Raw genomic sequence first — 11,659 nt, forward strand, 5'->3', positions numbered from 1 at the left:
CGAGGCGAGCCATGCTTGATAAAATTGTAATTGCTAACCGTGGTGAAATCGCGCTGCGTATTCTCCGCGCCTGTAAAGAACTGGGCATCAAAACGGTTGCCGTGCACTCCACGGCTGACCGTGACCTGAAACACGTGTTGCTGGCAGATGAAACTGTGTGTATTGGTCCGCCACCCTCAGTGAAAAGCTACCTGAATATCCCGGCGCTAATTTCAGCCGCTGAGATCACCGGGTCCGTTGCGATTCACCCTGGCTACGGTTTCCTGTCTGAAAATGCTGACTTTGCCGAGCAGGTAGAACGCTCTGGCTTTATCTTTATCGGACCGAAAGCCGACACCATTCGCCTGATGGGCGATAAAGTGTCCGCGATTACCGCCATGAAGAAAGCCGGTGTTCCGACCGTACCGGGCTCTGACGGTCCGTTAACCGAAGATATGGATAAAAACCGTGCCTTCGCAAAACGTATCGGCTACCCGGTGATCATCAAAGCCTCCGGCGGCGGCGGTGGTCGTGGTATGCGTGTCGTACGCGGCGACAAAGATCTGGAACAGTCCATCAACATGACGAAAGCGGAAGCCAAAGCGGCTTTCAACAACGACATGGTGTACATGGAAAAATACCTGGAAAACCCACGCCATATCGAAATTCAGATTTTGGCTGACGGTCAGGGCAACGCTATCTATCTGGCAGAACGTGACTGCTCAATGCAGCGCCGCCACCAGAAAGTGGTGGAAGAAGCACCTGCACCGGGTATTACCGAAGAGATGCGTCGCTACATTGGCGAACGCTGCTCGAAAGCCTGTATTGATATTGGCTATCGTGGCGCTGGTACCTTCGAGTTCCTGTATGAGAACGGTGAGTTCTATTTCATTGAAATGAACACCCGTATCCAGGTTGAACATCCGGTGACCGAGATGATTACCGGCGTTGACCTGATCAAAGAGCAGCTGCGCATTGCAGCTGGCCAGCCATTGTCAATCAAGCAGGAAGAAGTGATCATTCGCGGTCATGCGGTGGAATGCCGAATCAACGCTGAAGATGCTAACACCTTCCTGCCAAGCCCTGGCAAAATCACCCGATTCCATGCACCGGGTGGATTTGGCGTGCGCTGGGAGTCTCATATCTACGCCGGCTATAGCGTACCGCCGTACTATGACTCAATGATTGGCAAGCTGATTACCTTTGGTGAAAACCGCGATGTGGCAATTTCACGCATGAAAAATGCGCTGGCGGAGCTGATCATCGACGGGATTAAAACCAATATCGAACTGCAGATGAAAATCATGTCAGACGAGAACTTCCAGCACGGTGGCACCAATATCCACTATCTGGAGAAAAAACTCGGCCTGCAAGAGAAGTAATTACGCCGCTGTTCAGTGGGCCTGTACCACGGGGCCCACTCTTCTTCGCCCCCTTTCTGCAACTTTTGCAAGATATCGCTGGGCAAATGCGCATCCTGTCGTAAAATTCCCTTCTTTTTATCTGTCCTTGCCGTAACCCTGAGGGAGAAACGGATGGAAAAACGCTTTCTGCAAGCGCACCGTGAAGCACGCTGGGCCTTCTGGCTGGCGGTGGCTTATCTTGCCTGCTGGGCACTGGCGGGCGGGTTGCCTGATGACAAACCCGGTATTACCGGCCTCCCACACTGGTTCGAAATGGCCTGTCTGCTGATACCTGGGGTGTTTATTTTTCTTTGCTGGCTGATGGTTCGCTTCATCTTCCGCGATATCTCTCTGGAGGACGACGGTGAAGCTTGACATTATTTTGCCTCTGATTGGCTACCTGCTGCTGGTTGCCGGACTCTCCGTTTATGCCATGCGTCAGCGCCGTGAGGGCAGCTTTTTGAGCGAGTACTTCCTCGGCAGCCGGTCAATGGGCGGCTTTGTGCTGGCGATGACGCTGACCACCACTTACATCAGCGCCAGCTCGTTTATAGGCGGCCCCGGGGCAGCCTATAAATACGGGCTGGGCTGGGTGCTGCTGTCGATGGTGCAGGTGCCTGCCGTCTGGTTGTCACTGGGCATCCTCGGCAAGAAGTTCGCTATCCTGGCCAGACGCTATAACGCCGTCACCCTTAACGATATGTTGTATGCGCGCTATCGCAGCCCCCTGCTTGTGTGGCTGGCCAGCATCAGTCTGCTGGTGGCCTTTATCGGGGCCATGACCGTGCAGTTTATCGGTGGTGCTCGTCTGCTGGAAACGGCTGCCGGCATTCCTTACGACACCGGGCTGCTGATCTTTGGTATCTCTATTGCGCTGTATACGGCATTTGGCGGCTTCCGTGCCAGCGTGCTGAACGATGCCATGCAGGGGATGGTGATGCTGGCCGGCACGTTCCTGCTGCTGTTCGCCGTCATCCATGCGGCGGGCGGAATGCATAAAGCGGTTGAAACCCTGCAACACATCGATCCTCAGCTGGTCTCTGCCTCCGGCGTGGATGATATTCTCACCCCCACCTTCCTGGCCTCGTTCTCCGTGCTGGTGTGCTTTGGCGTCATCGGTCTGCCGCACACGGCGGTCCGCTGCATTTCCTATAAAGACAGCAAGGCCGTACATCGGGCGATCCTGCTGGGGACGGTGGTGGTGGCGGTTCTGATGTTTGGTATGCACCTTGCGGGTGCTCTTGGGCGGGCGGTGATCCCGGACTTAGCGATCCCGGACCAGGTGATCCCGAGGCTGATGATCCATGTTCTGCCACCCCTGGCCGCAGGGATCTTTCTTGCGGCACCGATGGCGGCCATCATGTCCACCATTAACGCCCAACTGCTACAATCGTCGGCAACGATCGTTAAAGATCTCTATCTGCGTATACGCCCGCATCAGCTGGATAATGAACCGCTGCTCAAGCGCCTCTCCTCACTGGTCACGCTGATTCTGGGCCTGCTGCTGCTACTGGCTGCCTGGAATCCGCCGGAGATGATTATCTGGCTGAATCTGCTGGCCTTTGGTGGTCTGGAAGCCGTGTTCCTCTGGCCGCTGGTACTGGGGCTTTACTGGGAGAAAGCCAATGCGGCGGGCGCACTGAGCAGCATGATCATGGGCGCAGCCTGTTATACCCTGCTGGCCAGTCTGTCCTTGCAGCTCTGGGGTTTCCACCCGATCGTACCGGCGCTGCTCCTCAGCCTGCTGGCCTTTATTATTGGCAATCGTTTTGGCCATTCTGACCCTGAAACAATGACTGCCTCCACCCTGATTGATGGAAGAGATTGAAAATGCCCTGGATACAAATGAAGTTAAATACCACCGGTGCACAGGCTGAAGAGCTGGGCGACGCACTGATTGAAAACGGCGCGGTGTCGGTGACCTTCCAGGATACCCACGACAACCCGGTATTTGAACCACTGCCGGGCGAAACCCGTCTGTGGGGAGACACTGACGTGATTGGGCTGTTTGATGCCGAAACCGAGATGCCGGAGGTGATTGCCGGCCTGGAGCAGCATCCACTGTTAGGCGTCGGTTTCCATCATAAAATCGAGCAGATTGAAGATAAAGACTGGGAGCGCGAATGGATGGATAACTTCCATCCGATGCGCTTTGGCCAGCGCCTGTGGATCTGCCCAAGCTGGCGTGACGTTCCCGACCCTGCCGCTGTCAACGTGATGCTGGATCCCGGCCTGGCGTTTGGTACCGGCACTCACCCGACGACCTCGCTGTGTCTGACCTGGCTGGATGGACTCGATCTGACGGGTAAAACCGTAATCGACTTCGGCTGTGGTTCCGGTATCCTCGCGATTGCCGCGCTGAAGCTCGGTGCGGCTGCCGCTATCGGTATTGATATCGATCCGCAGGCGATTCAGGCAAGTCGTGACAATGCACAGCGCAACGGCGTGTCCGAGCGTTTGTCGCTCTATCTGCCACACGAACAGCCCGAAAATCTCAGTGCCGACGTTGTGGTGGCCAATATCCTTGCCGGCCCGCTGCGTGAACTGGCGCCGCTGATTAGCGTCTTGCCTAAACATGGCGGCCATCTCGGCCTGTCCGGGGTGCTTGCCAGCCAGGCAGAGAGTGTGTGTGAAGCGTATGCTGACACCTTCACGCTGGATCCGGTGGCGGAAAAAGAAGAGTGGTGCCGCATCACCGGAGTTCGTCGTTAAAATAAACCGCTGATGCAGCCCAGATGAGCTGCATCAGCCCGTTCATTACGTCATATGTCCCGAATTACTGGCAAACTGACGTGATTTATGTTGCCAACTGGGTCACAAAAAAAGAAAAATCTTTGTACAGAAATTCGTCATATTTTTTTAATCCATTGTTTTATATCACTATAAAATTAATGCCTGTGACGCGCACGGTGATTCCTTGATCGGCATCAGCGGATTGTTCAAAGTTTGGCCTTTCATCTTCCTGAAAAAATGCGTAATATACGCCGCCTTGCGGACACACTATGGTCACTTTTTTTTCATGCGCATAGGAAATCACCAGCTTCGTAATCGTTTGATTGCAGCCCCGATGGCCGGGATAACAGACAGGCCATTCAGGACCCTTTGCTATGCAATGGGCGCTGGTATGACTGTTTCCGAGATGATGTCGTCAAACCCTGAAGTCTGGGGCAGCGACAAGTCGCGGTTGCGTATGGTACACAGTGACGAACCTGGTATTCGTACCGTGCAAATTGCGGGTTGTGACCCGGAAGAGATGGCGGCAGCCGCACGCATCAATGCAGTATCGGGTGCGCAGGTAATCGACATCAATATGGGTTGTCCCGCTAAAAAAGTGAATCGCAAGATGGCAGGCTCCGCGCTGCTGCAACATCCTGAACTGGTGAGGTCTATCCTCCTGGCGGTGGTGAATGCAGTCGACGTACCGGTCACCTTAAAGATTCGCACTGGCTGGGACAGCAACAACCGCAACTGTGTAGAGATTGCCCAATTGGCTGAGCGTTGTGGTATTCAGGCCCTGACAATTCACGGACGCACTCGCGCGTGTTTGTTCAACGGCGAAGCTGAGTACGACAGCATTCGGACAGTTAAGCAGAACGTATCCATTCCGGTTATCGCGAATGGAGACATTACTGACCCGCACAAAGCCAGAGCCGTGCTTGACTATACGGGGGCTGATGCCCTGATGATAGGACGGGCGGCTCAGGGAAGACCGTGGATCTTCCGGGAAATCCAGCACTATCTGGACACTGGGGAGCTGCTTGCGCCGATGCCACTGGCTGAAGTAAAGCGCTTGCTCATCGGGCACTTACGGGAACTGCACGACTTTTATGGTCACCGCAAAGGATATCGTATTGCCCGAAAGCACGTCTCCTGGTATCTGCAGGAGCACGCCCCAAACGACCAGTTTCGGCGCACATTCAACGCCATAGAGGATGCCAGCGAACAGCTGGAGGCGTTGGAGGCATACTTCGAAAATCTTGCGTAATTAGAAATAAAGAGCTGACAGAACTATGTTCGAACAACGCGTAAATTCTGACGTACTGACCGTATCTACCGTAAACTCACAGGATCAAGTGACCCAAAAGCCACTTCGTGATTCGGTCAAACAGGCACTGAAGAACTATTTTGCTCAACTGAATGGTCAGGATGTAAATGATCTGTATGAGCTGGTACTGGCTGAAGTAGAACAGCCTCTGTTGGACATGGTGATGCAATACACCCGTGGCAACCAGACCCGTGCAGCCCTGATGATGGGCATCAACCGCGGTACACTGCGTAAGAAACTGAAAAAATACGGCATGAACTAATAGCCTCTGGCTATCATGTTGTATCTAAAGCGCTTATCCCTATGGTTTAAGCGCTTTTTTATTGATAACGTATCGCAACGGCGATGCGATGAGTCCCATAGCCAGATAGCAGGAGGCGCAGGCACCGCCTGATAGGAAACTTCCCATCTATCTTTCGCTGTGTAACGGGTAATCTGTGTACCTTTACATAAGATGAAGGTCCTCAGTTGACACTCCTCACCAATTTGACCAACGTGCGCAATCCACTGGAATGTAAATTCTGGTCAAGAGAGGAATGTGAGTAAACCTTAGTCCTGAACGGGTGTCTGATTGAGTGTATCGCAGCTGACTGTCCTCACTCTGCGTTACAGGTCCCGCCCTTAATGTCTGAATGAGTAATTATGAAGCAGCCACAAAAATTCCAGAGGAGCTTTTTACGTCCGCGCTACTGGCTTACCTGGTTTGGTGTCAGCGTGCTATTTCTGCTGGTGCAACTCCCTTATCCCGTATTAAACAAACTGGGCACCTGGATGGGCCGTACGTCCATGCGCTTTATGAAGCGTCGTGTCTCCATTGCCCGCCGTAACCTTGAACTCTGTTTTCCCGATATGGATGAACAACAGCTTGAACGTTGTATTGTCGGCAATTTTGAATCTCTTGGCATGGGCTTGCTGGAAACCGGTATGGCATGGTTCTGGTCCGATCGCCGGGTGAAACGCTGGTTTACCGTTAACGGTCTGAATAACTTGAAAGCCGCCCAGGCGGATGGCCGGGGAGCACTGATTATCGGCGTACACTTTATGTCGCTGGAGTTAGGTGGACGTGCGATGGGCCTTTGCCAGCCAATGATGGCAATGTACCGCCCGCATAATAATAAATTGATGGAGTGGGTGCAGACCAAAGGCCGTATGCGTTCGAACAAAGCGATGATCAATCGCCGCGATCTGCGTGGTATGGTACAGGCGCTGAAGCAGGGTGAAGCAGTATGGTTTGCACCGGACCAGGACTACGGTCCGAAAGGCAGCGTATTTGCACCGCTGTTTGCCGTACCCGACGCCGCTACTACCAGCGGCACCTGGATGCTGGCACGTATGGCCAAGCCTGCGCTGATCACCGTCGTGCTGATCCGCAAGGAAGATGGCAGCGGTTATGAACTGGTGATCCAGCCCGAGCTAAAGGACTATCCAATCGAAAGTGAGCAGGAAGCGGCCGAGTATATGAACCGGGTTATTGAACGCGAGATTATGCGCGCTCCCTCTCAGTATATGTGGCTACACCGACGCTTCAAAACCCGTCCTGTCGGCGCCAGCTCCCTGTACTAATACTGCCTTAAGAAACCACTTAGTCTGATCCTTCCCCGCCCAGCGCCTGATGGCGCTGGCCTTCGCAACAAAATTTACACTTAAACAACAAATCTGCAACCATCATCACATTGTTTTCATATAGTGAAACTAAATGCACTATTTGTGACCATCCTGGCTATTTTCGCCCCATCCTGGTGCGCGATATTAATACCACTTGTAATAAACCTCCCATTATCAGTAACGCTTTTCAACATATTCAGCGCTCTGCAACTCTGGCATTACCTTTGCAAAGCAGTGAATGGCCTCCGGCCGCAGACAGGAAAAGTGCACCAGAGCGTGCGCTACACATAACAATATAAATCCGCCACACAGGATGCTTTATGAAAAAGATGATGCTCTCTACGATGATTGCCGCCGCTACGCTGTTTAGCATTGCGAATCAGGCTCATGCAGGTACGACGCTGGATGCCATTAAAAAGAAAGGGTTTGTGCAGTGTGGTATCAGTGACGGTTTGCCGGGTTTCTCGTATGCAGACTCTAACGGCAAGTTTACCGGCATCGATGTGGACGTCTGCCGTGCAGCGGCAGCGGCGGTATTTGGTGATGCTACGAAAGTGAAATATACCCCTCTGACCGCGAAAGAGCGTTTCACTGCGCTGCAGTCCGGTGAAGTCGATATTCTTTCACGTAATACCACCTGGACCTCCTCCCGCGATGGTGGCATGGGCTTCATCTTTGCCGGCGTAAACTATTACGACGGTATCGGCTTCCTGACCCACCAGAAGGCGGGCCTGAAAAGCGCTAAAGAGCTGGATGGGGCCACCGTCTGTATCCAGGCCGGTACCGATACTGAGCTGAACGTGGCGGACTACTTTAAAGCGAACAAAATGCAGTACACACCAGTCACTTTCGACCGCTCTGATGAGTCGGCTAAGGCGCTGGATACTGGCCGTTGCGATACGCTGGCTTCCGACCAGTCTCAGCTGTATGCGCTGAGAATCAAACTGGGTAAACCGAGCGAGTTTATCGTGCTGCCCGAAGTGATCTCGAAAGAGCCACTGGGGCCGGTTGTACGTCGCGGTGATGATGACTGGTACACCATTGTTAAGTGGTCGCTGTTCGCCATGCTGAATGCCGAAGAGATGGGCATTACCTCTAAAAACGTCGACCAGATGACGGCAAAACCCTCAACACCAGATATGGCTCATCTGCTGGGTGCAGAAGGCGACTTCGGCAAGGATCTGAAGCTGGATAACAAGTGGGCTTACAACATTATCAAACAGGTGGGCAACTATCAGGAGGTGTTTGACCGTAACGTCGGTAAAGACAGCCAGCTGAAAATTGCACGTGGTCAGAATGCACTGTGGAACCAGGGCGGTATTCAGTACGCGCCACCAGTACGTTAATTCCCTTGATTACAGGGTGCCGGTCTGCCGGCGCCCATGCCAGAATTTTCGTCACTGAGGTCTTACCATGTCTCAACGCCCAACCGTAAAAAGGGATTTTTCATTCAGTAATCCTGCGGTTCGCGCCTGGCTTTACCAGATCATTGCGATAGTCGCTGTGCTTGCCGTTGCGGGTTACCTGATACACAACACCATTATTAACCTGGCCAATCGGGGTATCACGTCCGGCTTTGGTTTCCTTGAACGTAGCGCTGGCTTTGGTATCGTCCAGCACCTGATTGATTACACTGAATCCGATACCTATGCGCGCGTGTTTCTGGTGGGGCTGACAAATACCCTGTTGGTTTCTGCGTTGTGTATCGTCTTTGCATCCTTCCTTGGCTTCTTTATCGGGCTGGCCCGCCTGTCTGACAACTGGCTACTGCGCAAGCTGTCCAACATCTATATTGAGACGTTCCGTAATATCCCCCCGTTGCTGCAGATCTTCTTCTGGTACTTTGCAGTACTACGCAACCTGCCGGGTCCACGCCAGGCACTGAACGCTTTCGACCTCACCTATGTCAGTAACCGCGGGCTGTATATTCCGTGGCCTGAATATGTGGCGGGTACCGGGCCGTTTCTGACTGCTCTGGCGCTGGCGCTGGTCATCGCGTGGGGGATATTCCGCTACAACAGGCAGCATCAGTTGAAAACCGGTCAGCTGCGACGGACGTGGCCCATCGCCATCGCCATGCTGATCGTGTTTCCTCTGGTGACAGCACTGTTTGCAGGTAGCCCGATGCACTGGGATATTCCGGAGCTGCGTGGCTTTAATTTTCGCGGCGGTTTCGTACTGATCCCTGAGCTGGCGGCATTAACACTGGCACTGTCGATTTACACATCGTCATTTATTGCCGAAGTGATCCGTTCCGGTATCCAGTCTGTGCCCCACGGACAGCACGAGGCTGCGCGTTCTCTCGGTCTCCCTCACCCTGTCACCCTGCGCCAGGTGATCATCCCGCAGGCGATGCGGGTGATTATCCCGCCGCTGACCAGCCAGTATCTCAATATCGTTAAGAACTCCTCGCTGGCTGCTGCCATTGGCTATCCCGATATGGTGTCGCTGTTTGCCGGTACGGTGCTGAATCAGACGGGTCAGGCCATTGAAACCATTGCTATCACGATGGGTGTCTATCTCATTATCAGCCTGTCGATTTCGCTGTTAATGAACATCTACAACCGCAAAATCGCCCTTATTGAGCGCTAAGAGACGGACTATGACGATAAGCACGCATCAAACGCCGGCTGTCACCCCGAACACGCTATCGCGCGCCGTGCGATGGGCAAGAAAAAATCTGTTCTCCAGTCTCGGTAACACTCTGCTGACGCTGTTCTGTCTGTGGGTGATATGGGCCGTTATCCCTCCGGCGCTGAACTGGCTGGTGTTTCAGGCGAACTGGCTGGGTGAAACCCGTGCCGACTGTACAAAGGACGGCGCATGCTGGGTGTTTATTCATGCACGCTTTGGCCAGTTTATGTATGGGTTATATCCCCATGAGCTCCGCTGGCGCATCAACATGGCGCTGATCATTGGCCTGGTGTCAATTGTTCCGATGTTCCTGAAACGCCTGCCGCGCCGGGGAACCTATATCGCTGCCTGGGCGGTTATTTACCCGGTTGCCGTCTGGTTCCTGCTTTATGGTGGCTTCTTCGGGCTGGAGCGTGTCGAAACGCGCCAGTGGGGCGGACTGACCCTGACCCTGATCATAGCCTCAGTGGGTATTGCCGGGGCATTACCCCTCGGCATTCTGCTGGCGCTGGGGCGTCGCTCGCGCATGCCAGTCGTCCGCACGCTGTGCGTGCTGTTTATCGAGTTCTGGCGTGGCGTACCGTTGATCACCGTGCTGTTTATGTCATCGGTGATGTTGCCGCTGTTTATGGCAGAAGGCAGCTCCATCGATAAGCTTATCCGCGCGCTGGTCGGGGTCATCCTGTTCCAGTCGGCCTACGTGGCCGAAGTGGTGCGTGGTGGACTGCAGGCCCTGCCGAAGGGACAGTATGAAGCCGCCGAGTCGCTGGCACTGGGTTACTGGAAAACGCAGGGGCTGGTGATCCTGCCCCAGGCGTTGAAAATGGTGATCCCAGGCCTGGTTAACACCATCATTGCTCTGTTTAAAGACACCAGCCTGGTGATCATCATCGGCCTGTTTGACCTCTTTAGTAGTGTGCAGCAGGCCACCGTCGATCCCGCCTGGTTGGGCATGTCGACTGAGGGCTATGTATTCGCTGCACTGATCTACTGGATTTTCTGTTTCAGCATGTCGCGCTATAGCCAGTATCTGGAAAAGCGCTTTAACACCGGGCGTACGCCGCACTGAGGTTTAAAATGACGCAAATTATTACCCCATCTGACGACGCAATGATGATTACGCTCGAAAATGTGAATAAGTGGTACGGTCAGTTTCACGTCCTGAAAGACATTAACCTCAAGGTTAAGCCCCGTGAGCGTATTGTACTCTGCGGTCCGTCTGGTTCTGGGAAATCCACTACCATCCGCTGTATTAATCACCTTGAAGAGCACCAGCAGGGGCGTATCGTCGTCGACGGGACGCTTCTTAACGACGATCTGCGCAATATTGAACGCGTTCGTACCGAGGTGGGTATGGTCTTTCAGCACTTCAATCTTTTCCCTCACCTGAGCGTACTGCAGAACTGTACCCTGGCGCCGATCTGGGTACGTAAGACACCAAAGAAAGAAGCGGAAGAACTGGCAATGCATTACCTGGAACGCGTACGCATTGCTGAACATGCGCATAAATTCCCCGGCCAGCTCTCCGGTGGCCAGCAGCAGCGCGTGGCCATTGCGCGCTCGCTGTGTATGAAACCCAAAATTATGCTGTTCGATGAACCGACTTCTGCGCTCGACCCGGAAATGGTCAAAGAAGTGCTCGATACCATGATTGGCCTGGCAGAGGATGGTATGACCATGCTGTGCGTCACCCACGAAATGGGTTTTGCCCGAACCGTAGCAGACCGGGTGATCTTTATGGATCGCGGAGAGATCGTAGAAGAAGCGCCACCGCAGGAGTTCTTTGCCAACCCTAAGTCTGAACGCACCCGAGCGTTCCTGTCACAGGTTATCCACTAATATCCGTGACTGACAGCAGCAAAAAAGCCCCGGCCATGACTGGCCGGGGCTTTTTTTATATTCGTTTTTCAGGGTATTAACAGACGCTGGTTCAGCGCTGGCAAAAAACAAAAAGAAAAAAGCCCCGCACTTTCGTACGGGGCTTTCGTCTTTA

At 53.6% G+C, this 11,659-nt stretch carries 11 protein-coding genes; all 11 read left to right on the plus strand.

Features of this window, described 5'->3' with window-relative positions; genetic code table 11:
* Window positions 1-11 precede the first annotated feature (11 nt).
* Window positions 12-1,361, plus strand: a complete 1,350-nt coding sequence (gene accC / locus EPE01S_RS10210) for an acetyl-CoA carboxylase biotin carboxylase subunit (RefSeq protein WP_062744519.1) — start codon at window positions 12-14, stop codon at window positions 1,359-1,361.
* 153 nt (window positions 1,362-1,514) lie between these two features.
* Complete coding sequence (locus tag EPE01S_RS10215; RefSeq protein WP_062744520.1) at window positions 1,515-1,757, plus strand: YhdT family protein; 243 nt, start codon at window positions 1,515-1,517, stop codon at window positions 1,755-1,757.
* Window positions 1,747-3,210 carry a sodium/pantothenate symporter gene (panF, locus tag EPE01S_RS10220; protein WP_062744521.1) on the plus strand — a complete coding sequence of 488 codons (1,464 nt, stop codon included), beginning with the start codon at window positions 1,747-1,749 and terminating at the stop codon, window positions 3,208-3,210. Before EPE01S_RS10215 ends, panF begins: the two co-directional genes overlap by 11 nt.
* Window positions 3,211-3,212: 2 nt before the next feature.
* Window positions 3,213-4,094, plus strand: a complete 882-nt coding sequence (gene prmA / locus EPE01S_RS10225) for a 50S ribosomal protein L11 methyltransferase (RefSeq protein WP_062744522.1) — start codon at window positions 3,213-3,215, stop codon at window positions 4,092-4,094.
* A gap of 307 nt (window positions 4,095-4,401) precedes the next feature.
* A complete protein-coding gene (gene dusB, locus EPE01S_RS10235; RefSeq protein ID WP_062744545.1) occupies window positions 4,402-5,367 on the plus strand; it encodes a tRNA dihydrouridine synthase DusB in 966 nt (321 codons plus the stop codon).
* Window positions 5,368-5,392: 25 nt separating this feature from the next.
* Window positions 5,393-5,689, plus strand: coding sequence for a DNA-binding transcriptional regulator Fis (fis, locus tag EPE01S_RS10240; protein WP_000462905.1), 297 nt, complete (start codon window positions 5,393-5,395; stop codon window positions 5,687-5,689).
* Between the two features lie 380 nt (window positions 5,690-6,069).
* Window positions 6,070-6,990, plus strand: coding sequence for a kdo(2)-lipid IV(A) palmitoleoyltransferase (lpxP, locus tag EPE01S_RS10245; RefSeq protein WP_062744524.1), 921 nt, complete (start codon window positions 6,070-6,072; stop codon window positions 6,988-6,990).
* Between the two features lie 362 nt (window positions 6,991-7,352).
* Window positions 7,353-8,378, plus strand: a complete 1,026-nt coding sequence (locus EPE01S_RS10250; protein WP_062744525.1) for an amino acid ABC transporter substrate-binding protein — start codon at window positions 7,353-7,355, stop codon at window positions 8,376-8,378.
* 67 nt (window positions 8,379-8,445) lie between these two features.
* The gene (locus tag EPE01S_RS10255; protein ID WP_062744526.1) at window positions 8,446-9,624 is read left to right on the plus strand and encodes an amino acid ABC transporter permease; all 1,179 of its coding nucleotides are present in this window, start codon (window positions 8,446-8,448) and stop codon (window positions 9,622-9,624) included.
* A gap of 10 nt (window positions 9,625-9,634) precedes the next feature.
* Window positions 9,635-10,735: an amino acid ABC transporter permease gene (locus tag EPE01S_RS10260; RefSeq protein WP_062744527.1), complete on the plus strand. Its 1,101-nt coding sequence runs from the start codon at window positions 9,635-9,637 to the stop codon at window positions 10,733-10,735.
* Window positions 10,736-10,743: 8 nt separating this feature from the next.
* Window positions 10,744-11,505: an amino acid ABC transporter ATP-binding protein gene (locus tag EPE01S_RS10265; protein ID WP_062744528.1), complete on the plus strand. Its 762-nt coding sequence runs from the start codon at window positions 10,744-10,746 to the stop codon at window positions 11,503-11,505.
* Window positions 11,506-11,659: the final 154 nt, after the last annotated feature.

It is taken from the genome of Erwinia persicina NBRC 102418, from assembly GCF_001571305.1.
In the GTDB taxonomy this organism is placed as follows: domain Bacteria; phylum Pseudomonadota; class Gammaproteobacteria; order Enterobacterales; family Enterobacteriaceae; genus Erwinia; species Erwinia persicina.